The organism is Shewanella sp. AC91-MNA-CIBAN-0169, assembly GCF_040310165.1.
Lineage (GTDB): Bacteria > Pseudomonadota > Gammaproteobacteria > Enterobacterales > Shewanellaceae > Shewanella.
The window spans coordinates 84,597-111,353 of record NZ_JBEOPM010000006.1 but is presented as its reverse complement, the minus strand read 5'-3'; the positions used below and the strand labels follow the sequence as shown (position 1 = coordinate 111,353).

23 protein-coding genes and 1 pseudogene are annotated in these 26,757 nt (G+C 40.4%); 20 read left to right on the top strand and 4 right to left on the bottom strand.

Going from position 1 to position 26,757, the window contains the following annotated elements:
- The first annotated feature begins 19 nt into the window (after positions 1-19).
- Genes AAEY98_RS07705 through AAEY98_RS07670 form a run of 8 tightly spaced genes read left to right on the top strand, consistent with a single transcriptional unit; the run spans position 20 to position 5,345 of the window.
- On the top strand, positions 20-817 hold the full coding sequence (locus AAEY98_RS07705) for an MlaA family lipoprotein (protein ID WP_335692208.1): 798 nt from the start codon (positions 20-22) through the stop codon (positions 815-817).
- A gap of 3 nt (positions 818-820) precedes the next feature.
- Positions 821-1,222: an ATP-binding protein gene (locus AAEY98_RS07700; protein ID WP_101084984.1), complete on the top strand. Its 402-nt coding sequence runs from the start codon at positions 821-823 to the stop codon at positions 1,220-1,222.
- Positions 1,223-1,228: 6 nt separating this feature from the next.
- On the top strand, positions 1,229-1,558 hold the full coding sequence (locus tag AAEY98_RS07695) for an STAS domain-containing protein (protein WP_011639120.1): 330 nt from the start codon (positions 1,229-1,231) through the stop codon (positions 1,556-1,558).
- The gene (locus AAEY98_RS07690; protein WP_101084985.1) at positions 1,551-2,348 is read left to right on the top strand and encodes an ABC transporter ATP-binding protein; all 798 of its coding nucleotides are present in this window, start codon (positions 1,551-1,553) and stop codon (positions 2,346-2,348) included. The genes AAEY98_RS07695 and AAEY98_RS07690 overlap by 8 nt, the downstream gene beginning before the upstream one ends.
- On the top strand, positions 2,348-3,142 hold the full coding sequence (locus tag AAEY98_RS07685; protein WP_101084986.1) for an MlaE family ABC transporter permease: 795 nt from the start codon (positions 2,348-2,350) through the stop codon (positions 3,140-3,142). Before AAEY98_RS07690 ends, AAEY98_RS07685 begins: the two co-directional genes overlap by 1 nt.
- A gap of 12 nt (positions 3,143-3,154) precedes the next feature.
- Positions 3,155-3,604, top strand: a complete 450-nt coding sequence (gene mlaD / locus AAEY98_RS07680) for an outer membrane lipid asymmetry maintenance protein MlaD (protein ID WP_101084987.1) — start codon at positions 3,155-3,157, stop codon at positions 3,602-3,604.
- Positions 3,604-4,179, top strand: coding sequence for an MlaC/ttg2D family ABC transporter substrate-binding protein (locus AAEY98_RS07675; RefSeq protein WP_101084988.1), 576 nt, complete (start codon positions 3,604-3,606; stop codon positions 4,177-4,179). The genes mlaD and AAEY98_RS07675 overlap by 1 nt, the downstream gene beginning before the upstream one ends.
- An 8-nt stretch (positions 4,180-4,187) precedes the next feature.
- Positions 4,188-5,345 carry a PP2C family protein-serine/threonine phosphatase gene (locus AAEY98_RS07670; RefSeq protein WP_101084989.1) on the top strand — a complete coding sequence of 386 codons (1,158 nt, stop codon included), beginning with the start codon at positions 4,188-4,190 and terminating at the stop codon, positions 5,343-5,345.
- Between the two features lie 157 nt (positions 5,346-5,502).
- Here AAEY98_RS07670 and hmpA read toward each other — a convergent pair whose 3' ends face one another.
- Positions 5,503-6,684 carry an NO-inducible flavohemoprotein gene (gene hmpA / locus AAEY98_RS07665; protein WP_351016130.1) on the bottom strand — a complete coding sequence of 394 codons (1,182 nt, stop codon included), beginning with the start codon at positions 6,682-6,684 and terminating at the stop codon, positions 5,503-5,505.
- Between the two features lie 187 nt (positions 6,685-6,871).
- On the opposite strand from hmpA, the gene norR reads away from it, so the two are divergent.
- Together norR and AAEY98_RS07655 are read left to right on the top strand one after the other, a co-directional pair.
- Positions 6,872-8,452, top strand: a complete 1,581-nt coding sequence (gene norR, locus AAEY98_RS07660) for a nitric oxide reductase transcriptional regulator NorR (RefSeq protein ID WP_351016127.1) — start codon at positions 6,872-6,874, stop codon at positions 8,450-8,452.
- A gap of 190 nt (positions 8,453-8,642) precedes the next feature.
- Entirely contained in the window at positions 8,643-9,389 is a 747-nt protein-coding gene (locus AAEY98_RS07655) for a DUF1499 domain-containing protein (protein WP_351016125.1), read from the top strand.
- Positions 9,390-9,719: 330 nt separating this feature from the next.
- Here the strand turns inward: AAEY98_RS07655 and AAEY98_RS07650 are convergent.
- A pseudogene (locus AAEY98_RS07650) lies at positions 9,720-10,145 on the bottom strand (VOC family protein).
- A 403-nt stretch (positions 10,146-10,548) separates the two neighbouring features.
- Positions 10,549-12,339: a flavocytochrome c gene (locus AAEY98_RS07645; protein WP_162024034.1), complete on the bottom strand. Its 1,791-nt coding sequence runs from the start codon at positions 12,337-12,339 to the stop codon at positions 10,549-10,551.
- Positions 12,340-12,739: 400 nt separating this feature from the next.
- Here AAEY98_RS07645 and AAEY98_RS07640 point away from each other — a divergent pair, with 400 nt between their 5' ends.
- Positions 12,740-14,707: an ATP-binding protein gene (locus AAEY98_RS07640; RefSeq protein WP_351016122.1), complete on the top strand. Its 1,968-nt coding sequence runs from the start codon at positions 12,740-12,742 to the stop codon at positions 14,705-14,707.
- Between the two features lie 3 nt (positions 14,708-14,710).
- Entirely contained in the window at positions 14,711-16,090 is a 1,380-nt protein-coding gene (locus tag AAEY98_RS07635) for a sigma-54-dependent transcriptional regulator (RefSeq protein ID WP_351016120.1), read from the top strand.
- 328 nt (positions 16,091-16,418) lie between these two features.
- Here the strand turns inward: AAEY98_RS07635 and AAEY98_RS07630 are convergent, their stop codons facing one another.
- The gene (locus AAEY98_RS07630) at positions 16,419-17,213 is read right to left on the bottom strand and encodes a Crp/Fnr family transcriptional regulator (protein ID WP_351016117.1); all 795 of its coding nucleotides are present in this window, start codon (positions 17,211-17,213) and stop codon (positions 16,419-16,421) included.
- A gap of 476 nt (positions 17,214-17,689) precedes the next feature.
- On the opposite strand from AAEY98_RS07630, the gene AAEY98_RS07625 reads away from it, so the two are divergent.
- The 8 genes from AAEY98_RS07625 to AAEY98_RS07590 all read left to right on the top strand — a co-directional run bounded on the left by AAEY98_RS07625 (position 17,690) and on the right by AAEY98_RS07590 (position 26,622).
- On the top strand, positions 17,690-18,610 hold the full coding sequence (locus tag AAEY98_RS07625) for a DmsE family decaheme c-type cytochrome (protein WP_392342885.1): 921 nt from the start codon (positions 17,690-17,692) through the stop codon (positions 18,608-18,610).
- A 14-nt stretch (positions 18,611-18,624) separates the two neighbouring features.
- Positions 18,625-20,634, top strand: a complete 2,010-nt coding sequence (locus AAEY98_RS07620; RefSeq protein WP_192114072.1) for an MtrB/PioB family decaheme-associated outer membrane protein — start codon at positions 18,625-18,627, stop codon at positions 20,632-20,634.
- 33 nt (positions 20,635-20,667) lie between these two features.
- Positions 20,668-23,184 carry a DMSO/selenate family reductase complex A subunit gene (locus tag AAEY98_RS07615; protein ID WP_192114073.1) on the top strand — a complete coding sequence of 839 codons (2,517 nt, stop codon included), beginning with the start codon at positions 20,668-20,670 and terminating at the stop codon, positions 23,182-23,184.
- 14 nt (positions 23,185-23,198) lie between these two features.
- Positions 23,199-23,861, top strand: coding sequence for a DMSO/selenate family reductase complex B subunit (locus AAEY98_RS07610; protein WP_011639098.1), 663 nt, complete (start codon positions 23,199-23,201; stop codon positions 23,859-23,861).
- A 57-nt stretch (positions 23,862-23,918) separates the two neighbouring features.
- Positions 23,919-24,578, top strand: a complete 660-nt coding sequence (locus AAEY98_RS07605; protein ID WP_011639097.1) for a TorD/DmsD family molecular chaperone — start codon at positions 23,919-23,921, stop codon at positions 24,576-24,578.
- A 14-nt stretch (positions 24,579-24,592) separates the two neighbouring features.
- Positions 24,593-25,039 carry a hypothetical protein gene (locus tag AAEY98_RS07600; protein ID WP_351016112.1) on the top strand — a complete coding sequence of 149 codons (447 nt, stop codon included), beginning with the start codon at positions 24,593-24,595 and terminating at the stop codon, positions 25,037-25,039.
- 204 nt (positions 25,040-25,243) lie between these two features.
- Positions 25,244-26,152 carry a haloalkane dehalogenase gene (locus tag AAEY98_RS07595; protein ID WP_350998658.1) on the top strand — a complete coding sequence of 303 codons (909 nt, stop codon included), beginning with the start codon at positions 25,244-25,246 and terminating at the stop codon, positions 26,150-26,152.
- Positions 26,153-26,427: 275 nt separating this feature from the next.
- On the top strand, positions 26,428-26,622 hold the full coding sequence (locus AAEY98_RS07590; RefSeq protein ID WP_101084999.1) for a hypothetical protein: 195 nt from the start codon (positions 26,428-26,430) through the stop codon (positions 26,620-26,622).
- Positions 26,623-26,757 lie beyond the last annotated feature (135 nt).

Sequence of the window (26,757 nt, the reverse complement as noted above, 5' to 3'; positions counted from 1 at the left end):
AAAAAAGCCGGAGGAATGAGTGGGAATAATTGGTCGACTGTTAGTTATTGGCGCCACTTTACTATTTTTTAGTGGCTGCGCTAGCACCTCAACAGCGGGTGATCCATTCGAAGCGGTTAATCGAAAAAGCTGGGACTTTAATTACCAGGTCATGGACAAATATGCTTTAAAACCAGCAGCAGAAGGCTATGAAACAGTCCCTCAGCCGATCCGACAAGGTGTGACAAATCTGCTATCAAATCTAAGTGAACCTCTTTATGCAGTAAATAACCTTTTACAATGGAAAGTGACCGACAGCGGTAGCAGTGTTTTACGTTTTGTCGTCAACTCCACAATCGGCCTTGTGGGTCTTTTTGATCCTGCTACCGATATGGGATTAGTGAAAAAAGAAGAAACATTTGCGCAAACCTTTGGTGTTTGGGGTATTGGCAATGGGCCTTTCATCATGTGGCCTGTTTATGGCGCCAGTACTGCACGTAATACCGTCGGCGATTTTGTTGATGTTTTTGTGTATCCCTTATCTATTCTGTCGTTTGAACAAAGGGCCGGTAAGTTTGTGTTGGAAGGTTTAGACAGTCGGATTGATTTTCAGCAATATGAACCCATATTAGACGGATCGTTAGATCCTTATGGCTATGTTAAAGATGTCTATTTGCAGCGAGATGCTCACTTGGTCAATGACGGTAAAGTGGCTGAGACTGAATCTGACGAATTTGATCTAGAGTTTGATGACGAACTATTAGATGATGAGCTATTAAATGACGCACCTGCAGACGACAAATCAGACGATCACACTGATTACAAGGTAACGGACTAGCCAATGTCAAACATCAAAACGTTTTCATCTTGTACGAGTGAATTAAAAAATATTCGCGAATTTGTGGTAGATGCATGCCGCGATTTTCCTTTTAGCGAAGGTAAAGTCAATGAAATCGTATTGGCCGTTGATGAGGCTTGTGCCAATGTTATTCGTCATGGTTATCACATGTCGAAAAAGGGCTGTATAGAAATCGTGGTCAGCAGTGATGATGAGCATGCGCTATTTGTGATTAAAGATGTGTGTTCGCAGATTACTGACAAGCAATTAATACCGGCAGAAAATAATTTATGTAAACCAGGTGGATTAGGCCTTTGCCTCATTCATTATGTGGCTGAAAAAGTAAGACTTATCCCACATAAAGGCAAAGGTAATTGGTTAGAACTGACGGTTAAATTTGAGTGATATAAAATGAATATTGAAATTGAGACACATAACAATTACCAAGTGGTTAAGCTTTATGGAGAGGTCGATCTGAGCAACTCTCGCAGTATCAAACTCGACATCATAAAGTTAATTAAGAGTAAAAATAACATCATTGTCGATTTCACCCACCTGCAATATATCGATAGCTCAGGGATGGCTTCACTGGTTGAGGCCTTCAATGAAGCCAGAGAAAATGACACTGAATTTCATATCGTTGGTGCCAATGGTTCACCGCTTCAAGTACTGCAACTAACCCGTTTAAACACGGTGTTTAACTTAGCTGATTCAGTAAGTGCTGTGAGTAACAATGGTTAACCCTATCATTACTGTAGAGCATTTGTTTGCCCAATATGGCGATACCCATGTACTCAAAGACGTCAATTTAGAGGTCAACCCCGGCGAAATTCTGGTGGTGATGGGCGGATCTGGTTCTGGTAAAAGTACCTTGCTTAACCATATGCTTGGGCTTAAAACCCCTACGTCAGGCACTATCATGATTGATGGTGTGAATATTTTCACGGCTAAAAATAAGCAATTACGTAACTTACGCAAAAAAATGGGCGTGGCTTTCCAAGGCGGTGCACTACTGAGTTCATTAACGGTGGCAGATAATGTCAGGTTACCTTTAGAGCACAACACTTCGCTGGATACCCAAACCATTGATATTATGGTGCGGATGAAGCTTGAATTAATGAACATGGCTGGAACAGGCCATCTAATGCCTTCGGAATTATCAGGCGGCATGCTAAAACGAGCAGGACTGGCTAGGGCCGTAATTATGGACCCTAAATTACTGTTTTTTGATGAACCTTCAGCAGGGCTTGATCCCACAACTGCAGTTGAACTTGACGAGCTTATTCTCACTTTGAGAGATGCCATGAACATGACCATAGTGGTGGTCACTCATGAGCTAGAAAGTGTGTTTAAAATTGCCGATCGCGTGGTGGTATTGTTTGCGGGTGAAGTGGTGGCGAATGGCACCGTTGATGAGATTAAAAACTCGCCAGATGAACGCATTCAAAACATGATCAACCGTCAACCGAACACTTACAGAGATGATGGTGAGGTTTATCTCAATCGTTTGTTAAATAAGGATGAAAAATAATGAATGCCTTGTTTAATTCAGTCAGTAACTTAGGTGCCGCAACGCGTAAAAATATTGAAAGTGTTGGCCTAGCAACATTATTTTTACTGCGTATCGTCAGCAGCCTATTTACTGGGCTGGTGTCATTTAAGCAAGTGATTAAGCAGATATATTTTATTGGTAATCGGTCTTTAATTGTCATTATTGTTGCGGCGCTCTTTACCGGTATGGTTGTGGCACTGCAGTTTTACGATACCTTAGTGCGATTTGGTTCAGTGGATTTATTGGGTTCGGCAGTTGCCTTGAGCCTGATTAAAGAATTAGGTCCGGTGATGACAGCATTAATGGTAATAGCACGAGTTGGCTCTGCGACCTGTTCAGAAATTGGTATTATGCGTAACGAGCAACAATTTGATGCGCTTGATTGCATGGCGATTAACAGTTACCGCTATGTGATGCTGCCAAGACTATTGGCGGCGTTGTTTTGTGTTCCCATGCTGACGGCCGTTTTTGACTTGGTGGGCATTGGCGGTGGCTATATCGTTGGAGTACACATTCAAGGAGAAAGTCCTGGTGCATATATTCAAGGTGTAATGGATACCATTAGCTTTAAAGATGTGCTGGTTGGTCAAATAAAGTCACTGGTATTTGGTTTGTTTATTATGTGGATACCTTTATATTACGGCTTTTATTTACACTTAAACCAAAAAAATATGGGCGCTGAAGGCGTCAGCAATGGCACCACTCAGGCGGTGGTAATGAGTGCAATTATTATGTTATTTAGTGACTATATCGTTAGCTCATTAGCGCTATAACTAGAGGTTTCAATGAAAAACAATTACGTCAATTTTCTCGTCGGCCTGTTTGTATTATTCGGGATTGGGGCCTTGGTATTTATGTCAATTACCATTGGTGGAGCATCGGTCACTAATAGTGGTAACTACACCTTAGTGGCTAAATTTGAAAATTCTTCAGGTTTAAAAGAAGGTGCCTTTGTCGAAATGTCAGGTGTACGTGTTGGATTAATTCAATCGATTAATTACGACCCTAAAGCGTATGAGTCAGTCGTTAAAATATCATTAGATAATGCGATTACCGTACCTGATGATTCGATAGCCTCTATTCGTACATCAGGTATTATTGGCGACAGATTTGTTAAAATATCTACCGGTGGTTCAGAAATAAACATGGCAGATGGTGAAGAGTTTATTGAAACAGAATCATCAATCAGCATCGAAGAGTTAATAAGCAAATATATGTTTAGTCAGGATAAATAATGAAATCAATAATTTTTTTAATCATGATGCTAGTGATGCCGTCTCTAGCTTTGGCGGCACAAGAACCAACAGAACGCGTTAAATTAGGTGTGACAGATATCATTAGTATCGCATCAAATAGCGCCTTGTCAGTCGAACAGAAAAAACAATCACTCAGTGATGTGATTGAAAAACACGTCGACATACAAGCCTCTGCACAACGAGTGTTAGGTAAGTATTGGAGACAGGCAAGCGATACCGAAAAACGTCAATTTATGGTGTTGTTAAAAGGCGTATTAGTCGATACCTATATTGTGTTGCTAGAACAGTATGATAATCAAACGGTTGATTACACCAATGAAACAATCAAGAAAAAGGTTTATGCATCGGTAGATACTGAAATTCATACCAAAGAAAATATCATTCCGGTTTCATATCAGCTTTATCAACGTAATAATGAATGGAAAATTTACGATTTTGTTGCTGAAGGTTTATCGATGATCCGTACCTTTAGTAACGACTATAAAAGTACTTTGAAAAAAAGCGGTGTCACTGGTTTGAATGAAGCCCTTGCTGCTAAATTAGCCCAAAAGTAAGGTTACCCTTGAATATTGATAGAGCATTAGCTAACAGCATTATTGATGAAACCTTATGGTTTAAAACCAATTTGGCAGTCACATTAAGTGAGTTTAATTATTACTTAATTAAAAAAAATGGCCAAGTCAGCTGTAATTTTTCATCCTTGTGTGATGAGCATTACACCCGGCTCTATCAACAATTTAAAGCATTGTCGTTACAACACAGTATTACGGAAATTGTGCCTCTAAAGGACGATGGAAAAATGTGTTGGGTACTGCCTTTTGGTAAAGAATCGAGCTTATTTGACTGCATCATTCTGCTTAATTTACCTGCAGGAACTGAATCGCATCATGTTAGCTCGTTGTATTTTAGGCTTTTGTACCAGCTAAAAAGCTTCCAGTTTTCCGAAGCGTCATCACAACTTAACGCTGCCCAAGTGTGGATCCGCGATGAGATAGAAGAAATTTCGCGCTTGCAGCAATTGATGTTGCCAGACAAAGGTATCGTACTTAGCTCTGTTAAAATGGCTTATACCTATAAAGCGATGAAAGGTGCTGGTGGTGATTATTTAGACATTGTCGACCTTGGTAAAAGTCGCCCGGATGTCCAGGGTGATATCGGAATGATTATTGCTGACGTATCGGGTCACGGCCCTGCCGCGGCAGTAGAAACAGCCATGATAGATGCCATCTTACGCACCTTTGAACCGAAAGATTTAAACAGTAGTTCTTCTGAAGTGCTTAATTATATCAATCAACATTTTTTCACTAAAAAGCCTCGTGGCAGCTTTTTAACCGCTACAGTAATGCGTTATAACTTCCAAGAGAAAGAACTTATTTATGCTAATGCAGGCCATCCTCACGCCTATTTGAAAAAAGCCAACAGGCTGGTTGCCTTAGATCAAGGTGGCATTCCTATTGGGGTACTGCGTGAGCAAAATTGGGATACCTACCGGGTTAGTGTTGATGTAGGTGATATCTTATTTGTGTATACCGATGTGGTCATCGAAACGCAAAATGCCCACAAAGAATTATTTGGTTTCGATCGCTTAGAAAAAGCCATCAGCGCAGCACCCGATGAACCCGAAGCTATGCTGGAGTATCTGGAGCAGCAAATGAAACAGTTTTGCGGTTTTTCAGAGTTTCAGGATGATTTGACCATGTGCGCAATCCAGTTTATCTAAGCTAATTGAGTATTTAATCATTGAGAAGATGAAGATTGGGATGACGATATCCCGTTCTAGGACATCTCCAGTCACAGGTTTAATCTTTTTTATCAATAACTAAAAAGCCCTGAGTTACCGCTCAGGGCTTTTTTTATCTCACTGGTTTGTTGGGCTATTAAGCGGTTAATGCTTCAGCTGGGCCGAAGAATTCATAATGAATTTGGCTTTCTGGTACACCTAAGCTGGTGGCGATGGCCAATGCTGCTTTCATAAAACCGGTAGGGCCAAGCAGGTAAAATTCTACATCGCGGTCTGCAGGGAGTTGCTCTGCAATGATTGATGCATCAATAAACCCAGTGGCATGAGGTTGGCAGTGTTGTTCTGGTTGGTTGTAAACATACAAAGGTTTGATGTGGTCATGTGTTGAGGCAAGTTGATCGACATGGTGTTTAAAAGCATGGACATCACTATTTATGGCCGCATGAATAAAGCGAATATCGCGTCCTGAACCCGCTTCAGTATTGAGCATACTAATCGCAGGAGTAATACCGACACCGCCAGTCAATAATATTAACGGCTTGGTGTTTTTTCGTAAGATGAAATCGCCACTGGGTGCACGTAATTTCACTTTATCGCCTAACTGAATATTGTTATGTAAGTGATTTGAAACCACGCCATTAGGTTCACGCTTGACGCTAATTCTTAAATAATCTTTGCCTGCCGCGTCAGATAGACTGTAGTTACGACGCATTGATACGCCGTCGATATCATCAAATACTAAGGTCAAAAATTGCCCAGCGTCAAAGTTTGGTAAGCCTTTATTATCAAAAGGTTGAAAGTAGAATGAGGTAATCACTGAGCTTTCATCTACACGTTTGACTAAAATAAAGTCACGCTCGCCACGCCAACCACCTTGTTGTTGCTCTTTAGCTGTATAAATTGATTCTTCCGCCGCAATCAATATGTTGGCTAATTGGCCGTAAGCCTTGGTCCAAGCATCAATCACTTCGTCTGTTGCAGCATCACCGAGTACGGCTTTAATGGCTTGTATTAAACAACTGCCAACAGCGTCATATTGTTCAGGTAAAATGCCTAATGCAACATGCTTTTGAACGATTTTACTAACGGCATCACTTAAATTGCCCAATTCATCAATATTGGCACCGTAAGCAATAACCGCATTTGCCAGTGCTTTAGGCTGAGTGCCTTTGGCTTGGTTAGTTTGATTGAAAAATGGTAATACTTCTGGATGCTGTGCAAACAGTAATGGATAAAAATGGCTGGTGATGTCATTAGCGTAAATTTGCAGAGCCGGAACGGTGGCTTTAATAATTTGAACAGTTGCAGTGTCTAACATTAATGATTTCCTTCTAGGGAGTAAAATAGCGATAAGCTTCAATCAATTACCTTGTCTACCCATACATTGCACAGAACACGCCAATATTTATCTAGCTGATTTAGCAGGTATAATTTTCATAAGGGTTAATTTGACCTAGATCAATATATATGTCAAATTAACCTAAATTGGGTTAATTTGACATATTATGAATATTGTTCCCTTTATCGATATTGTAGAAGACTTAAATCGTGACCTGATAAAATCGGAACGTTACTTACGACTGATTTTAGCGATTCAGCGCGCTATACCATGTGACGTAGTGGCCTTGTTGAAACTTAAACATGATCATTTAGTCCCTGTAGCTGTTGTAGGGCTAAAGCAACAAGCCCTCGCTAGACAGTTTTCGATCAACCACCATCCACGCTTACAGCAAATTTTAGCTAACCCACATATTACCCGCTTTGATGCCGACTCAACACTGCCCGATCCCTACGACGGTTTAGTCGATGATGGCAGTGAACAATTGCACGTGCATGACTGTATGGGCAGTACTATTTATATCGATGGTAAAGCGTGGGGCGTTTTAACCTTAGACGCCATGAAAGCCGGTAGCTTTGATTCGCTTAACCCAACCGAAACCCGTGCTTATATTGCAGCTGTGGCCGCTGCGATTAGTACCAGTGAACATATTGAAGCGTTAGAAGTGCAAGTTGAACGTAATCATCAAGTGGCGCAGTGCATGTTAGCGACTGCTGGACCGTCGAGTATTATTGGAAACAGTGTCGCAATTACGGATTTATTGTCTGAGATAAATACCGTTGCAGCCAGCGATCTATCGGTATTAATCACTGGCGAAACTGGCGTGGGTAAAGAGCTGGTTGCCAAAAGTATTCATCAGCAATCACGTCGCAGCGAGCAACTACTAGTACAAATTAACTGTGCTGCATTGCCAGAAAGCATCGTCGAAAGTGAATTATTTGGTCACGTAAAAGGCGCGTATTCTGGTGCGGTAAGTGACCGTCGCGGCCGCTTTGAATTGGCTGATGGTGGGACATTATTTTTAGATGAAGTGGGTGAGTTACCACTTGCGGTGCAAGCTAAGTTACTACGTGCGTTGCAAAACGGTGAAATTCAACGAGTCGGCAGCGATAATATTATCGTGGTGGATGTCAGAATTGTTGCCGCTACTAACCGTAATTTACAGTTAGAAGTCAAAGAAGGTCGCTTTAGGGCTGACTTATATCATCGCTTGAGTGTGTATCCTTTACCTGTGCCACCATTACGGGATCGTGGTAAAGACGTTATTTTACTGGCTGGCTATTTTTTAGAAAAAAACCAACATCAGCTTGGCGTCGCGAAACTGAGGTTACAGCAAACCGCCATTGATCAGTTAACCCAATACCATTGGCCTGGCAATGTGCGAGAGTTAGAACACTTACTCAGTCGAGCTGCGTTAAGGGCTATTAGCGAGCAAGGGCGTCATGCCAGTATCATTAGCATCAGTCGTGTTCATCTCGGTTCAGAGTTTGTTGTGAGCCATACAGTAGCACCAGCAATAGCCGAGGTTGATATTATCAACGACAGTAATGCCGCAGCCGCATTATCGCAGGTGTTAACCCTTGGACTACGTGATTCAACCGATGAGTACCAACGACAAATAATACAGACGGTATTAGCGACCGAAAGAGGTAATTTAGCCGCTGTTGCCAGAAGTTTACAGCTGGATAGAAGCAATTTAATCCGCACCATGCGTCGTTTAGGGCTTGATCCTAACGCGGCATACTAAGAATGATATCCAAAGAAGCCGTGACGTGTGCGGCTAATTGTCTCGTCTGAAGTTATCTCGATCTGCAGTAATGACGATTTGAGTTTAATTAGAATATATTTTGTTATTTCAGTAATATATTCCGAAAAATTCTGGTCTATATATACTGAGTGAAGTTGGATTAATTAGAGTTTCCTAAAGGATTAATGTTATGCAAAAAGGTTATGTAGGTCATATTTCGTTGGTGGTTGCCATCGTCGCAGTCGCGATTGCTGCTTTGATGGTTTTTGGCTCGTCACTGGGATTGTGGGACCCTATTGTCGGCTTTATGGCCAGTCGTAATTACCATAACCTGTTGGGTTATTTAGTGGTCGTGGTTGCGGTGCTGGCATTAGTGACCAGCTTTACCATTAAGCAAGACAGTAACGCTAAGGGCAAAGGCATATTAACCTCTACAATAGCGCTATTACTGGGCTTAGCTATATTGTCGCCGAGCATTATGGCGTTGGTTATCAAACCAGTGAAATACCCACCTATTCACGATATTACTACCAATACTCAATCACCACCGCAGTTTGAGTTTTTAACTGACAGCCGGGTTGGCGCTAAAAATAGTTTGGTATATGGCGGAGAAGAGATTGCCGCGCAGCAACTGCAAGCTTTTCCCAATATTCAACCAATTGCGTCAGACTTATCGGTAGAAGCGGCTTATCAAAAAGCATTAACTGTGGCTAAAACCATGGGCTGGACCATTGTCGCTCAAGACCCAAAAGCACTGCGCTTTGAAAGTACGGCAACAACACCTTTTTTCAATTTTGCAGATGATGTCGTTATCGTTGTGTCTACGTTAGAACAGGGCAGTCGTATTGATTTACGCAGCGTGTCGCGGATTGGTATTGGCGATGCTGGTGTGAACGCAAAACGCATTCAAGAATTTAGTCAGCGGTTTGCTGAATAGTCTGAGTCTTGAATAAATTATGCCGCAGGCTTTAACCAATAAAAAGGAGCATAAAATGCTCCTTTTTATTAATGACGACAAAACGGTTAATTAACTTAAATGCTTAATCGAAGATACAGCTGCTAACGATTATTATGCTAAGTTTTGTGATGCGAGATATTTCTGACTTTAAATCAGCTTTTTAAATCAGCTCTTTAGCAGAACTGCCATTGTTTGTAGCCATCAATCAGTCGGTATCGCGCTTGATGGCCATAATGTGAAAGTGTATAAAGCTTTTCATCGGTATTTTACTTGCCTAAAAAGCCATTAAAAAATACATAACAAACAGTGCTATATTGATGCTCTAATTGATATAGGATGCTTATCATTTAACTGCAGTAAGTCCCAAAGATTGCCGTACAGATCTTCAAAAACTGCCACTGTGCCGTAGTCTTGCTCTTGAGGCGGCCGTACAAACTTAATCCCATCGAGTTGCATGCGGTTATAGTCGCGCCAAAAATCGTCGGTATTCAAAAAAAGAAATACCCGTCCGCCGGCTTGGTTACCAATAAAATCATGCTGCTCTGGTTTTGATGCCCTTGCTAGCAGCAACTACACTCCGTTTGACCCCGGAGGCGACACCACGACCCAGCGCTTGTCTTGTTCTGCTTGATAGGTGTCTTCAATCAAATCAAACTTCAATTTATTGACATAAAAATCGATGGCTTCATCGTAATCATTCACCACTAGCGCGATGTGAACTATAGACTGTTTCATTATTATCCTTTGATAGCTTTGTAAATTAGCCAGTGAATGAGCGTTGTAAATTAGCTAATGAGTTAATGCAAAATTTTCAGTGCCATCGATTATGCATTAATTAACCAGAACTCGAGATAACAAACGCCTCGCAAACAGCCCTTTGTCTTGCTAACTGCGTTATTTTTTACATGAGAAGACTTGCAATAGGCCAGCTATTGACGGGTTAATTCGCCTTGTTAGTAAAACAAATGACAAGTTTGAGAGTGGTTAATGGCTAAGCTTAATATCTTTATCATTCTATTCTCATCTCTACCCCTAGTTGAGGTTAATTCGATAGGTATGGAGATATTCACGCATAAAAAAAGCCACAGCAATGAACTGTGGCTTACTGATACTAGCGAGTCAGTGAATTCTAAATCGATTAGTTCTTTTTAGAATATTTTGCAGCTTCTTCACCCGCTAAGCGACCGAAGGTGATGATGTCTGAAATGGCATTACCACCTAAGCGGTTAGCACCATGAACACCGCCAGTAACCTCACCAGCACCATACAAGCCTGGGATAACCTGCTTCTTAGCATTCATGACTTCAGCTTTGGTGTCGATCATCACGCCACCCATAGTGTGGTGAACACCAGGTGTGACTTCGATTGCGTAGTAGTTACCTTCGTTAAGTGCGCGCGGTAGGTTTGGACGCTCAAAATCAGTGTCTTTACCGCTACTCACTAAGCTGTTGTAACGCGCAACGGTTTCAGTAAGTGCTTTGCCGTCAATACCTTCCATTTTACCTAATTTAACTAGGCTATCTGCCGTTGGTGCAACACCTAAACCAATATACTTATCAATTTTTGACAGTGATTTACGCACAGAATCATCAAAAATCAAATAAGCTGATTTACCGGTTTGCGCTAAGATAGCGGCAGATGCTTTATCACGAGTAGTAATTTCGTTAACGAAACGCTTACCTTCACGGTTAACCAAAATCGCACCATTACCACGTACCGCTTCAGTGACCATTACGCCACCTTTAACAGATAGTGTTGGGTGAGCTTGGATATATTTCATGTCTTTCAATGCGCCACCCGCATTTTCAGCCACATCCAGTCCATCACCTACAGCACCAGGTTGGTTAGTAGAGATAAAGCCTTTTAGCGAAGGATCGAGTTTAGCGACACGTTCGTTATTTTTAGCAAAACCACCCGTTGCTAAGATTACCGCATCGGCTTTCACCCAGTAGTAACCTTTGTACATACCCTTAACCAGAATACCTTTAACAGTGCCTTTATCATCTTTAAGCACTTCAATGCCGCGAGTGTTCATGCGTAAGTCGATATTACGTTTCACTGCATTATCATAAAGTACTTGAACGACATGGGCACCAACACCAGCACCACCAGTTGGACGGTGTGCACGGTTAACAGATGCACCGCCCATCATGCCAACATCGGTTAAATCGGCGCCCATAGCGGTCATCCAATCAACAGAGTCTTTAGAGTGTGAGCTTAATACTTTAACTAATGCAGGGTCATTTATGTTTTGGCCACCTTTCATAGTGTCTTCGAACATTAACTCTGGGCTATCAGTAATTTTTTTGGCTTTTTGTTGATCAGTCCAAGCAGCGTTCATGCCACCTGCAGCCAACTTAGCATTACCGCCAATAACAGGCTCTTTCTCTATAAGAATGACTTTAGCACCACTGTCTGTTGCAGATATTGCAGCAGAGAAACCTGCGCCGCCAGAGCCGACAACCACTACGTCAACAGTGTCGTGTGGGGCGCTAGCAAGAGCCGCCTGACGTTCTGATTTATCTTTGGCCAATTCAGCAATAGTCGGTTCGTCACGTAGCCATTTTTTAGCATAAGGCATGTTGAAATCGAAGCTGTGGCAAGAGTCACAGTACACCATCGATTTTTCGTGTGCGCTGTGGCATGAGGTACAAGCTACTTCGCCAGGAAAATGGGAAGCATGAGCATTATAATGTTCATGTTTTGTGGTTTCAGCTACTTCAGCAAGTGTGCCATGGCAAGATACACATTGGGCATTTTCATAGGTTAAGCTGTCATTTGACAGTTCACCATCTGGTGTATGACAGCTATCACACTCTTGGTTTTGTACATGGAATTCAGCTAAGTTATCAGCGGCAACAGCGTTGCCCATTAGGCCTGCTGTGCCCATTAATGTAGCAATACAGACTGCAAGATTGATCTTTTTCATTTTTGCTCCCCCTTCTATACGTAATGACGGTTTATTCATTAACTATAGAAGCCTCTTATTGTTTTAGTAAGGCTGAAGTGAGATTCACTTCACTTTAACAGTACGGTTCAAATTAGCATCGAGTTGATCAGCTATTATGTTCGCTCAATGTAATCTTTGCCTAAGGGGGCGCAATCAACAACCAGATAACCAGAATAGAGGGCAGAAATGACAACTCAATCACAAGCCTAAAAATGCGCTATGCAAACATGCATAGTTATAAAGAGGTATATGCAATTTTGCATAGCTTATGTGGAGATAGATCACATCGAGTTAACATCATAAGAAAACGTACATAATGATTTGCTAATTCGGGTAATGCTGCACAGTTTCAAGTGGAAAAAATGGGTAACATCGCGGCATGAAAACTCTATTGCTATTACTTATCATCATCACTATGCCTGTGCTCGCGCAAGACAGCATTGTCTTAGGCGTGCATTCAAAAACAGCGCCATTAGAGTGGCGTAATAACGGCGTTGACCAAGGCTTTAATATTGAGTTGATGGATAGAATTGGCCAGCTGACCAATAAGCGCATTATTGTACGTCGAAAGAGTTTTCAACAATTGGTAAAAGATGTTCATGATCCTGACAGCGATATCGATGTGATTACTGTGGTTAGCCCGGTGAACATGGATCGCAAGTTAGCTCAATCTGATCCTATATATGCAACCCATGCTAAAGCTTATACCTTGCAGGGTAAGGCGTTAATAAACAATTGGGCAGATCTTGTTGGTAAGCGGGTAGCTATTAAAAATGGTGCCTTTGTTGATGTGTTTTTATCTGACCATCTGCAAAATTTCGACCGCGTGGATGTTGATTTGTATGAAACCGGTTTTCAATTACTGATAAAAAACCAAGTCGACGTGGTTATTGCCGAGAGTTTTGTTGCGCGGCGCTTACTTCCGCTATATCCATCGGTGCGAAGTTCCAGTGATGCGTTAATTTTCGGGGCATTTAATTTTGTCGCGAATGAGACAAAAACCGAACTGATGTACCAAATTAACGAGGCGCTTAGGCAGTTAAAATTATCAGGCGAATACGACAAACTGGTTAATAAATGGTTTGGCACCGGGCGTGAAAAAGTTGATTTAACCTCTTCCGAAAAACGTATGTTTGCCCTCGCTGTTTTGGTAGCGATTATGTCTGCTATTGGGATGATTTTCACCGGATTTATAAGCGCTAGTTTACGCCGTCATACTAAAGCGCTTGATGCAGAATTAATTCAACGAAAGCGGATTGAAGTTGAGATATCTGAATTGTCGCAACAGTTCCAGTCTGTTCTCGATGGGATCCCCAATGGCGTGACCATAGTAAACCAGGACCTCCAGCATTTATGGAGTAACGATAACAATATTCACCTGTTAGATTCAGATGAGTTTTACTATGTCGACAACGATGTTTTTAAGCTTAAAGCCGCAGTATTCGATGTGTTATCGACCCAAAAGTCGTTTACTGCCGATATGCGGTATCAGCAGCAGTGTTGGCAATTACAAATTCATCCCATTGCCAACAATCAGGTGGTGATTCTACTTGAAGAATCAACCGAGCAGCATCGATTGCGCCAGGCTAATGAAGAGGCCAGTCGTCTAGCGTCATTAGGAGAGTTGTCTGCAGGAATTGCCCATGAAATCAACAATCCAACCGGCCTCATTGTGCATGCGGTATCACTATTTACCGCGGCCATGAAAGACTTAACGCCTGCCGCTAAGCACTATCAAAAACAAAACCCTTTCTGGCTTATTGCAGGGCTAAACCCAGACATTGCCATCAATGAGTTACAGTATAGTTGTGGCTCTATAGAAGAGGGTGCTAAACGTATCAGTCGAATTGTTAATGACCTAAAGCGTTACGCTATGCCGCATATTGCTGATCAATATACCCGAGTGAGCTTAAATGATGTGGTTCAAGTGGCCCAGCGTCTCACCGCGAATCAAACAAAATCTCACCAGATCAGTACCCTGTTATGTGACCCTAGCCCTAGCATTACAGGCGATGCTCAACAGTTACATCAGGTGTTAATTAACCTCATTCAAAATGCGTGTAATGCTTGCTCAACTCAGCCAGGGAGCATAGTGATAGAAACACATGTTGCAAACAACATGGCCATACTCAGTATCAAAGACAATGGCTGTGGGATGGACAGTGCCACATTAAAACGTATTACCGAACCCTTTTTCACCACTAGGCGCAACGAAGGTGGTAGCGGCTTAGGGTTATCGGTGTGCAGTAAAATAATTAAAGAACATCAAGGCGAAATGCAGATTCAGTCTACCTTAGGCAAAGGCACGCAAATTCGACTGATTTTTGCATTAGCACAACAGGATTAGCCCATGAAACTAGCCAGAAATATTCTGTTAATCGACGACGAAGCTGCATGGTTACGCACACTCGCGATAACCCTGAACCGTCTAGTTCCCGAAGCTGAAATTGACACTTGTGTCGACAGTCGCCAGGTGAGTAGTCGCTTACAGGTTGGCGACTATGCGCTAGTGCTAGTCGATCTCACCATGCCATTTCACTCCGGTGAAGAGTTATTAGCGATGATCCGCAGTGATTTCCCTAACACTCGAGTCATTATAGTGACAGGGGTAAATGAGGTTGATACAGCAGTTCGTTGTATTAAAAATGGCGCTTATGACTACTTTATTAAAACAGACAATGTCGATGAACTTGCACGAACAGTTCGCCGTGCACTTGAAGTGGTCGGGCTTGAAAGAAACTACCTTTATATCAAAGAGAAGTTTTTAAGCCGAACCTTAGATAACCCGCAAGCATTCAATAATATGCTAACTTGCGAGCCACAGCTATTAGATCAATTTCGCTATCTTGAAGCCGTATCTTGTAGCCCTGAACCCTTGTTAATTTATGGCGCCAGCGGAACTGGTAAAAGCGAGTTTGCTCAATCTTGCCATGCGCTTTATAGCCCTAATGAACCCTTCGTTAGTATTAATCTTGCTGGTATTAGTTGCGAGTCATTTGAGCAAAAAATGTGTGGCCAACTGTATCATCACAATAATGGCGAGCTAGAGGCGGTTGCAGGTTTATTGCATCAAGTGGGCAGTGGGGTACTCTATCTTAACGACATTGGCACGCTACCACTGGATGCCCAAATTAAGTTATTAGCGCTGTTAGAAAGCAAACAATATTACCCTTTAGGTAGCGACACAGCCTATCCGGTAAAATGTAAGTTTGTGGTATCAACTCAAGATGATTTACTCAAGCTTCATCAAGCAGGTAAGTTTAGGAGCGATCTACTCTACCGTTTACGGGCACATAAAATTAAATTACCGCTGTTAGCTGAAAGGCAGTTAGATATTGCTATGTTGATCAATCATTTTGTCGCCCTAGCCGCAGCAGAAATGAATCTGCCTGTGCCGATTCAACCAAGCGACTTAGCGTCAAAACTCGCCAGTTACAACTTTCCCGGTAATCTACATGAACTTAAAGGAATGGTCTTTGATGCTGTAAGCCGCAGTGATGGCATAGCGCTTAACACCTCTGCTTTTATGGAAGCCATTAATGAACACAAGTCATTGACTGCAACGCCGCAAGACCGAATTATCTTTCCCAAACAACTGCCCACCATTGCACAGATGAACCAAGCGTTAATGGACGAAGCCATGAGCCGTACCGCTAATAACCAAACTGCAGCAGCGCAAATACTGGGTATCAGCCAAAGTGCATTAAGTAGGCGGCTTAAAGGGCATTAGATGTTAATTTAAATACAACTTATTTATTATTAAAATATGTGAGCGGATATCTAGTTGAAAAGCGATTTTTACAACTATATCAAACCTCGTTGTAAATCGAGAAGGAAAAATGATCAAATGTATGTTTTATTCTACTTTATAGGTGTCTTCAATTAATCCCAATTTTAATTTATTTACATAAAACCCGATTACATCATAATCTATCAACTCATACTAGTTAGTGGTTGTGTTATTATTGTTTCATTGAAGTATTTTTTGTGTTTCATTTAAGTAGTTTTGATGTTTCTAATTAAGGCGCTAGTTTTAACGTTTATCTATAAGTTTTTAATTAATAACTTTTGATTTCAATCATATTTTTTACTTTAAATTTTGACATATTATTCGATTTGCATCCTTGCGCATCTTCTCTACCTAAAGGACAAGGAGAAAGTTCATTAAATAATGTTGTATTAATATTAAAAACCCCTTTTTCTTTGGCTAACATGCCTTTTTTCTTTAAGCTTCCCAGCATTAAGTCTAACTTTATAACGCTAATATGTAATATGTCAGCAATTTCTTCGCGGGTTAATTTTAAATTGATCGTAAGCCACTTTGATGAAAACGCTGTCTTTAAAGCGACGAGAATATCGAATAGAAACTTAATCAGTTTATCTTCTGGTGATGATGTTAATAAAAAAATAGCCAATGCAGTTTGTCTTTCTGTAAAATAGTTGGCATCAAACATAAAATGAGTAAAAAGCTCAATATCTTTTTTTATTAAGCCTTTAATCAAAGACTTATCGATAAGAATTATCTCGCTATCGCGAGCAACTTTAATGCTTTTACAGCAAGTACAATTGTCTTCTAATAATAAATGATAATCAGTCAACCTATTAGGGATGATGACATTCACAAATTTAGGTTTGGTGTAGTTGTTGGTCCTTTTTATATAAAATAACAATCCAGATTTTAAATATATAAAATTATTAAGTAAAATATCTTTAGAAATCAACTCTCCTTTCTTTAATGTTTTTAGCTCACCATTTTCTTTAATGAAATTCATTATGTCGGTTTTGACTACGTCAGGAAAGAATATAGTAGACCTGCTTTTTTTTTCAGAACTTAGAGACATAGCAAAAGCCATAAAGTAATACCTTAAATTTCCATTGTATTAAGCTGATATTCTAACATTCTAACATTTAAAACCAAACATTATATAACAAGTTCAAACCCTATTTATATCCAACTTATGTGGTGTTTATCACATATTTCTTTTAGTTGTGATGCGTGACTGATAAGCAAATAAGGTTTGTTTTTTTGTTAAGTAAATCACATGTTATTTATCATTGTTTATACCTATATGTAGGTATTTGAACGCATGTTCTGATTAAATTGGCTCAATAGATTTATAGATGTTAACTGAAAACCAAATAGAGTCCCGGCTAGTTAGTATTGTTTATTTTGGATCTTAAGAATGAAAAATAAGTTTACGATTTTATTTTCTACAATAAATATAGAAACTTACTTTAATGAAGTAATTATTCAACAGGTAAAGACATGAAGGTAAAAAACTCAGATTTAAGGAGGTATTTAACAATGAGGTCTCTCTATCAACTCGCCATGCTCATTGGTTGCGGATTATTGGTAATGCAAAGTGCTCATGCATTACCGTGGGACGATTTAACCGCAGAGCAGTTAGATACAACATTACAACAAAAATTTACTGACGGGAAATATTCTCCTAAAGGGGCAGACTCTTGTCTTATGTGTCATAAAAAAAATGAAAAGGTGATGGATTTATTTAAGGGAACTCACGGAAAGGTCATTTCAGAGGCATCTCCAATGGCGGGCTTACAGTGTGAGGCATGTCATGGCCCACAAGGTAATCATAATCGCGGTGGTAAAGAGCCGATGATAGCTTTTGGTAAAGACAGCAAGCTATCTGCTCCAGCCCAAAATACTGTTTGCCAAGGTTGTCATAATGACCCTAAACAAATGGCGTGGCATACCAGTACTCATAACTTAGAAGAAATTGCTTGTAGTGATTGCCATACCATTCATACAGCGAAAGACCCCGCACTAGATAAATTGAGTGTGAATAACACATGTACCTCATGTCATACCCAACAAAAAGCGGATATGAACAAGCGCTCATCGCATCCAATGAAGTGGGACCAAATGACCTGTATTGATTGTCATTCTCCTCATGGCTCAATGAGCGAAAGCGCACTCAATAAACCAACGGTAAATGACACTTGTTATAGCTGCCATGCTGAAAAACGTGGACCTTTCTTGTGGGAACATGCTCCTGTAACAGAAAACTGCGTCTCTTGTCATAACCCTCATGGCAGTGTCAATGACAATATGCTTGAAAGCCGAGCACCACAATTATGTCAGCAATGTCATGCCAATGACGGTCATGCTAGCCGTGTTGTCCCAGAACCTGGTATTGATTCATTTGGTGGCGGCAAAAGTTGTTTGAATTGTCATAGCAAAATTCATGGTTCTAATCATCCTGCTGGCAGTTTGCTACAACGTTAATGGAGAGCAAGTTTATGTCATTTAAATTGAATCTGATCACCATATCCATGATAGCCATGTCATCACCTGTTATGGCTGCTAATTTTGCAGTTGGTAACGCAAACATGGATTCGGTGAATACAAAAAATTATGAGTGTAATCGTTGTATAAGTTCTGCGGGGTACCAAGGTGAGGTAACGCTTGCTGCGGGTTATAACGACATTAATGATATTCATGCGGCTAATGCCTTAGGTACTGACAATAACGGCGCTATTGCGGCAGTGAGTGGAAATATCAAATACCAAGGTGAGTCAGGCTATGAAGCGAAGATTCAAGCTTATCAGTTAGGTATGGATAATGGTTTTGCTCATCTATCTGGCGGTCAAGCTGGCTTGTATGAATTTAACTTAGATATTGATTCTATCAAAACCTATCAAGCTGGCGATGTTCAAAGTTCGCTTTGGCACAACAACGGTATGTTGACGCCTAGTGACAGTCTTAATGAATTTGACCTAAATCAACAACGTGAAAAAGTCGGTTTAGGGTTTGAATTTGATCAAGATTTCTATGGTGTATTTGTTAAATATAGCCAAGAAGATAAAACGGGTTACAAGTCTAGTAGTCTCGTATCACCCAGCCCAATAAATTTTGGTTTACCGACAGATTCTACCACTCAACAATTGGATGCTGGCATCCACTTGTCGGGTGATAACTGGTTAACTGAACTGAGCTACTTTGGCAGCTATTATGAAAACAACATCGACAATCTAAGCCTTCCATACGTTAATGACGTGTATTCGGCGACACCAGATAATCAAGCTCATCAAGTGTCGTTATCAGGTCAATATCAGCTCCACCGCACTGTGATGAATGGACGTATTGTCGCAGGACGTATGATCCAAGATGAAGATCTTATCCAAATGGCGGGTAATCCACTGCAAAATTGGGATGGTCAAATCGATACGCTAGATGGTCGTTTCGCTCTGACCTCAATGATAACTAATCGATTACGTTTAGGTGGCAGTATTGATTACACCAAGCGAGATAATCAAAGCTCTACCGCCGAGTTTGCTCAATATAACTTTAATAGTTTAACCGGCGCTTTTAGACAAAATACCCCTCGTGATTTGGAACGTAATACTTATAAAGTCAACGCAAGCTATCGCATCGCCAGCGGTTATCGCTTGCAAGCTGGTTATGATCGCAAAGACGTTGATCGTACTTTTAGTGACAGAGAACAAACCAATGACGATAACTTATGGATGAAGTTCAATGTTCGCGCATTAGATAACGTTAACGTTAATCTTAAAGTTGAGCATGCCAATCGCAGTGGATCTGAGTATGAAGCAAGCGACCTAACCTCATCTGAAAACAACAGCTTATTGCGTAAATACTACTTAGCAGATCGTGACCGCAATGCACTCGAATTCAAGATTGTGCATAACCCAACTGATTGGATGAATCTGGGTATCACAACTCGTTATGCCAAAGACGAATATGACGATACTAAAATTGGATTAACTGAATCAGAAGATTACGGATATGACGTTAATGTAAATATTCAATTTAATCAGTATATAGATGGTTATTTGTTTGGGAGTCAGCAATGGATTAACTCTAATCAAGCAGGCAGTCAAAGCTTTAGTTCATCTGATTGGCAAGACGATATTGAAGATGAATTTATCAATATAGGTACGGGTTTAAGCTACAGCGGTTTAATGCAAGACCGTCTGATAGTAGGGATCGATTATCTATTCAGTAATTCCATTAGTGACACCCTAGTTCACAGCTACGTTGGCTCTACAGATACGCGTAGCACTTACGGCGATTATTATTCATATAGTCACAGTGCCAGCATGTATGCAGATTATGCCCTAAATGAGCAAATGGCACTTAAATTAACTTACCGCTATGAACGCTATTTCGATACTGATGCAGCCAACGTAGGGGTCAATGATATTGCAGGGATGATTACCTTGGGTGATATCAATCATAACTACAACGCACACCAGGTGATGTTGGCGTTTACCTACAAATTGCGCTAAGACGCATCGTTCATGCTACGAGAGGATATATCTATGGAACGTAGAAGTTTTTTAAAAGCAAGTGCCGCACTGAGCTGTGTTGCAACTGTTACTGGTTGTAACACAAGTTCTGATGATGCCAATGTCATACCTCCGACACCGCCAGTCAGTGATGAAACCATTACTTGGTCTGCGTGTTTAGTTAACTGTGGTTCAAATTGTCCTGTTAAGGTATTTAGCAGCGATGGGATTATCACGCGTGTTGAAGCGGATAACGAAACGACTGACGAGTATGGTGTTAATCATCAAATTCGCGCTTGTGCTCGTGGACGTTCTTTACGACAACGCACTTATGCTGCCGATCGTTTAAAAACACCGATGAAACGTGTTGGTAAGCGTGGTGAAGGAAAATTTGTACCCATAAGCTGGGATGAAGCAGCATCCACTATTGCAAGTGAATTACAACGTATTGCAAATGAATACAGCAATAAGTCCATATTAAAGATATATGGTACAGGTGCTTATTATGGATTCTCTAGCTCAAGTTGTTTTAATCGTGTGTTAAATCTCAATGGTGGTTTCCTGAATATTTATGGTAACTATTCGTGGGCACAACAAACTGAAGCTGCCGCTGCAACAGGGTTTAGTAGTACTTCAGGCTCTAACTTGCTAGCACTAAATGATAGTGATTTATTTATTGGCTTAGGCTATAACCCCAGTGAGATGCGTCAGTCTGGATCTGGTGAAGGTTATGACTTTTTAAATGCACTGCAAAAGAACAATGGTTTAGAAGTGATCATGATTGATCCTCGATATACCGACTCAATGGCTGGGAAGGAGGATAACTGGTTCCCAATTCGTCCAGGTACTGATGCAGCGCTATGTGAAGGTATTGCCTATGAAATGATTAGCTCTGGTTGGGTAGATAACCATTCTAAAAACTTTCTAGATAAATTCTGTGTTGGTTACGATAAAGAATCCTTAATTAATTTAAAAGCTGAATTCGAAATCTCTGAAGATCCTGAAAAAAAAGCATATATCCCATACATTAATCCTAATGATAATTACAAAGATTATATTTTAGGTGAGGGTACGTTTATTTCAACTGGCCCTAAAACACCGAGCTGGGCAGCTAAGATCTGTGGTATTTCTGAAACACATATTAAATCAATTGCGACAAAATTGATGAATGCTCGTGCCCCATTCATTGTTGCTGGTGCAGGTATAAACCGACATGCGAATGGTGAACAAGCCATGCGATCTTGCTACATGTTATCTTTCTTAACGGGTAAGGTTGGTCAACCAGGTGTCAGTAATGGTGCTCTTCCAAGTCAAGGAAGTCTCAGCCGAAGTGGAATGTCTGGCTTATCTAACCCGATCAAAGAATCCATTTCTTGCTTCACTTTTCCTGACGCAATAGAACGTGGTCATGAAATGACCACTCGAAAAGACGGGATTAGAGGAACTGCTGACTTAGATACGCCATTGGGCGCTGATACAAAAGCAATTTTCGCGATTAATTCTAATGCGTTAATTAATCAACATTCAGATTCTAATGGCATAGCTAAAATTCTTGAAGATGAAACTAAATGTGAACTCATCGTCGTTTGTGACTGTTGGATGACATCATCAGCTAAATTCGCTGACATTCTACTCCCAGATACCTCTTGGTTAGAGTCAAACGATTTAGTGAATGACAGTTATGCTTCGGGCATCATGGGCTACTTAGTTGCGATGAAAGCCGCCATTAAGCCGTTATGGGAATGTAAATCAATGTACGATATGTGTGCTTTGATTGCTGAGAAAATGGGTAAACTTGGCGAGTACACAGAAGGTAAAGATGAGGCCGGATGGTTAACTGAGCTTTATGAAAAAACGCGTACAAATAGTAATAATGCTAATGCAATTCCTCCTCTTCCTAGTACGTATGAAGAAGCACAAGCACAAGGCGTCTTCCGTGCATTTGATGGTAAAACTGTCGTTGCATTAGAAGACTATATAAATGGCACCGATACGCTAAATACTCCATCAGGGAAAATCGAAATTTTCTCACTTGAGTTAGCTCAAAAGGGTACAGACTGGGAATTTGATAGCACAGTAAAAGGCAATTACATTACTAGCATACCTATGTACCAAGCGACTTGGGAAGGTTATGAGGACAGTGAAACATCAGAGGATTATCCATTTCAATTAGTGGGTTATCATACAAAAGGTCGTACTCACTCTAGTTATCATAATGTTCCTTGGTTACGTGAAGCTGTTGAAGATGCCGTTTGGATGAATCCTGCAGATGCCTACAAGCAAGGCTTAACTCAAGGATCAAAAGCCCTTATTTGGAGTCAACGCGGTACTATTGAACTCCCAGTTAGAGTAACTCCTCGTGTTGCGCCAGGTGTTCTCGCTCTTGGCCAAGGAGCTTGGTACACACCAGATCCGACGGGCAGAGTAGGACCATCAGGGCATATTATCGACATTGGTGGATGTATTAATACACTGACCCGTTACCAACCTAGCCCTTTGGCAAAAGGTAATCCACAGCACACAAATCGCGTACAAATTGCTAGCGCTTGATGGAGTAATTAAAAATGACAGAACAAACTCAATATGGTTTTTATTTAGATACCACCAAGTGCACAGGTTGTAAAGCGTGTCACATATCTTGTAAAGATAGACAAGGTGATATTATTCGCAAAACTAATCCAATTGAACAAGGTGTACCGGCATTAGAAGGTATTAACTGGCGCCGAGTATATGAATATGGTGGTGGTGATTGGTCTACTAATGCTGACGGTAGTTTCGAGCAAAATGTTTTCTCTTATTACACCTCTATTAGCTGTAATCATTGTAACGAGCCTGTATGTGTAAAAGCATGTCCTACTGGTGCCATGCATAAGCGTCGTGAGGATGGGTTAGTCCTTGTTCATACAGACTTATGTATTGGTTGTAATAGTTGCGCTGAGGCTTGCCCATATGACGCTCCACAATTAGATCCCCAACGGAAAGTAATGACTAAGTGTGATGGTTGTTACGATAGATTAGCACAAGGAAAGCAGCCCATTTGTGTTGGTTCATGCCCATTACGTGCATTGGATTTTGATACGATGGAAAACTTACGTGCTAAGTATGGTAATGGCGACGGACATATAGCACCACTACCACCACAAAGTATTACCTCACCAAACTTGATCATAAAAGCAAACAAGAACGGTGGCCGCCAAGGTGAAGTGTTGAACTACTCTGAAGTTTAATACTAATCATTAAGTATGATGCCCCCATGGGCATCATACTATATAAAGGAAGGCATAATGACCGACACAACAACGAATATATATCTTGAACTTCATGCTATTGCTCGCTTATTACATAATGTGTTTTTAGATTATCCGACTGTAGATTCTATCCAGTATTTCAATGATAACCAGCTTGATCAAAACTGGCCAGTATTGATAGGATCTGAAGCGAACCAAAAAGGTAAGGTTTTATTAAGTCAATTTATATCGCAATGGCAACCAGACCAAATTAACGAAGTGAAACTGGATTATGGCCAATTATATTTTGGACCCGGAGAACCTAATGCAATGCCATGGGGCTCGGTATATTTAGGTGAGCAACAAATTCTTAATGATCAATCCACCATTCAATTGATGAGTTTTTATAAAAAGTTTGGTATTAGCTTTGACTTAAAGTACAACCAACCAATAGATCATATTTCTCTATTCTATTCAGTAATCGATCAGCTGTTACAGCAATTATTAGATGAACCCAATAACAAATTGGCAAAAGAAGCATTAATCATATTATTACAGCAACATATGCTGCCATGGTCTGGGCGCTGCCATGAGTTAGCAATTGAATATGCACAAACTGATTTTTATAAGGCTATTGCTCTGCTTTCCCAAGATTTTGAATCAGTACTTGCTTCCACCATGAATGTGGTGCCTATGCCAATGCGTTTATTTCGTTAAATAAGGTGTTTAATATGAATGTGATTAGGTCTGTTTCAGAACAATGGCATAAAGCAGAGTTTGCTCACCAATTACATATCTATTTAAGTCAAGAGCAAGTTATCAACGATTTATTCGTGGGTGCGACAAATAAAGCTACTATATGTAATATTATTGCAGCCATGATTGAGTCACCGATAAAACTACATGATGAAAAATATAAAATAGATCAAAATTCAATTTTCGATTGTTTTTTTCAATGTTTTCATTTGCTTTTTATTAAAGAAGTTGAACATCACAGTTTGACCCAAGCTGAACAGTTAATTCTATCTATTTCAGTTTATTTCGCCAATAAGATAAATCAACAACCAGACAGTGTTGATATAAGTGATCTTCAAAAGAGTGCTCATATTATTACAGCAATGTCTCGGCTTGAAATAGTTCGTAAAGAACATCGTAAATCACAATGTAATATGGGTTGAAGTTGATCTTTTTACTTAGTCATAAAAAACTTTTCTACGATAGAAGTTTCGTGTAGTTAATAAAACACGAAAGTCATTTAAGTTCAATTAGTGTTAGAAATCTCAATCACTCTTCGTTACTTAATTATTAGCGTTGTAGTGCATGCAATTAGAAGCTGACTCATAGAGTTGATTTATTTTATAAAAAATAGGAAATAGAAAATTATGGAATTTTTACGAACTGATGATAGTTACTTTGTTAATTTACCAGGCTATCAGTTTACACCTAATTACCTATTAGTGGACGATAGTGAAGGAGGCCAGTTACGGATTCATTATCTTGATGAAGGAGACAAAGATGCTGCGCCAATATTATTACTACATGGAGAACCTTCATGGAGTTTTTTATATCGTAAAATGATCCCGATCCTTGTTGCAGCAGGTCATCGAGTTATTGTCCCAGATCTTATTGGATTTGGCCGTTCAGATAAACCAAGTCAACGTTCTGATTATACCTATCAACGTCATGTAGATTGGATAAAATCATTCGTTTTACAACTTGAATTAACCAACATTACTTTGGTATGCCAAGACTGGGGCGGCTTAATCGGGCTGCGTATGGCAGCTGAAGATATTCCGCGCTATACCGGTATTGTTGCAGCAAACACCATGTTACCCACAGGTGATGAAGAAACTAATGATGCATTTATGCAATGGTTTAATTACTCGCAAGAAGTAGTACATTTCCCTACAGGACAGATGATAAATGGTGCATCTGTTTCAAATTTATCAGATGACGTTATTGCTGCATATGACGCGCCATTCCCTGATGAAACATACAAAGCTGGTGCTCGTGAATTTCCCTTGTTAGTGCCTATTACGCCTGATGATCCAGCAACACTGAAAAACCGTGCAGCATGGAAAGTATTATCTCAATGGGAAAAACCTTTTTTGACAGCGTTTAGCGACTCAGATCCTATCACCGCTGGCGGAGATAAAATGATGCAACAAATAATACCGGGTGCAAAAGGGCAAAAACATACAACGATTATCAATGCTGGTCATTACTTACAAGAAGAGCAAGGTGAGGTGCTAGCCGAGGTTGTGGTTAAGTTTATTGCTGATAATCGTTAACGCGCCCTTTAGCCAAGTTCGATAACTGCTTAGTAATAATAATGGTATCCATTATTAACATGCTTATCTCGATGGCTATATGTTCTGTAGAGGGCATATAGCTGCTATTTATCATGATTAGCTTATGGTTTTATTGAACCATATTGATGTTTAATGCTAACATTTTATCTCTGTATTCAATTTCACTATTTATTCCCACCTTAACCTCTCCTAAACCCGTCCATCAGTATGCTTGTTCCAATATGGTGTAATACACACGTTTGGAGATGCAGTTGATGATGGTAAAACCGACCTTACGAAAGGCGATGCTGGCACTGATGGTCATAAGCCTGTTGGGCTGTAGCGCTGTCGATAATGTCAATTACGCCGACCGAGCCAGTCAAGCTGAGGCGGATACGAGTCAGCGTTTGATTGAGCCGTTATTGGCTGCATCAAATACTCAAGATGCGCCGATGCAATCTGTAGTTTGATTAACGGATTTAGATAAACCGTGCATTATAATGTGATGATAATTATATTATCATAAGGTGTTAACTTAATTCGATTGTACTGTAAGGTAATCGGCCTATAATGAGGGGTATCTTGACGCCGTACTAGGTTATGGG

Excerpts from the sequence above, each read along its gene's own strand:
- mlaD (WP_101084987.1), top strand. The coding sequence starts at position 3,155 with ATGAAAAACAATTACGTCAATTTTCTCGTCGGCCTGTTTGTATTATTC.
- AAEY98_RS07625 (WP_392342885.1), top strand. The coding sequence starts at position 17,690 with ATGCTCATTGGTTGCGGATTATTGGTAATGCAAAGTGCTCATGCATTA.
- AAEY98_RS07685 (WP_101084986.1), top strand. The coding sequence starts at position 2,348 with ATGAATGCCTTGTTTAATTCAGTCAGTAACTTAGGTGCCGCAACGCGT.
- AAEY98_RS07635 (WP_351016120.1), top strand. The coding sequence starts at position 14,711 with ATGAAACTAGCCAGAAATATTCTGTTAATCGACGACGAAGCTGCATGG.
- AAEY98_RS07695 (WP_011639120.1), top strand. The coding sequence starts at position 1,229 with ATGAATATTGAAATTGAGACACATAACAATTACCAAGTGGTTAAGCTT.
- AAEY98_RS07700 (WP_101084984.1), top strand. The coding sequence starts at position 821 with ATGTCAAACATCAAAACGTTTTCATCTTGTACGAGTGAATTAAAAAAT.
- AAEY98_RS07600 (WP_351016112.1), top strand. The coding sequence starts at position 24,593 with ATGAATGTGATTAGGTCTGTTTCAGAACAATGGCATAAAGCAGAGTTT.
- hmpA (WP_351016130.1), bottom strand. The coding sequence starts at position 6,684 with ATGTTAGACACTGCAACTGTTCAAATTATTAAAGCCACCGTTCCGGCT.
- AAEY98_RS07675 (WP_101084988.1), top strand. The coding sequence starts at position 3,604 with ATGAAATCAATAATTTTTTTAATCATGATGCTAGTGATGCCGTCTCTA.
- AAEY98_RS07655 (WP_351016125.1), top strand. The coding sequence starts at position 8,643 with ATGCAAAAAGGTTATGTAGGTCATATTTCGTTGGTGGTTGCCATCGTC.
- norR (WP_351016127.1), top strand. The coding sequence starts at position 6,872 with ATGAATATTGTTCCCTTTATCGATATTGTAGAAGACTTAAATCGTGAC.
- AAEY98_RS07640 (WP_351016122.1), top strand. The coding sequence starts at position 12,740 with ATGAAAACTCTATTGCTATTACTTATCATCATCACTATGCCTGTGCTC.
- AAEY98_RS07630 (WP_351016117.1), bottom strand. The coding sequence starts at position 17,213 with ATGGCTTTTGCTATGTCTCTAAGTTCTGAAAAAAAAAGCAGGTCTACT.
- AAEY98_RS07605 (WP_011639097.1), top strand. The coding sequence starts at position 23,919 with ATGACCGACACAACAACGAATATATATCTTGAACTTCATGCTATTGCT.
- AAEY98_RS07610 (WP_011639098.1), top strand. The coding sequence starts at position 23,199 with ATGACAGAACAAACTCAATATGGTTTTTATTTAGATACCACCAAGTGC.
- AAEY98_RS07620 (WP_192114072.1), top strand. The coding sequence starts at position 18,625 with ATGTCATTTAAATTGAATCTGATCACCATATCCATGATAGCCATGTCA.
- AAEY98_RS07615 (WP_192114073.1), top strand. The coding sequence starts at position 20,668 with ATGGAACGTAGAAGTTTTTTAAAAGCAAGTGCCGCACTGAGCTGTGTT.
- AAEY98_RS07645 (WP_162024034.1), bottom strand. The coding sequence starts at position 12,339 with ATGAAAAAGATCAATCTTGCAGTCTGTATTGCTACATTAATGGGCACA.
- AAEY98_RS07595 (WP_350998658.1), top strand. The coding sequence starts at position 25,244 with ATGGAATTTTTACGAACTGATGATAGTTACTTTGTTAATTTACCAGGC.
- AAEY98_RS07590 (WP_101084999.1), top strand. The coding sequence starts at position 26,428 with ATGATGGTAAAACCGACCTTACGAAAGGCGATGCTGGCACTGATGGTC.
- AAEY98_RS07690 (WP_101084985.1), top strand. The coding sequence starts at position 1,551 with ATGGTTAACCCTATCATTACTGTAGAGCATTTGTTTGCCCAATATGGC.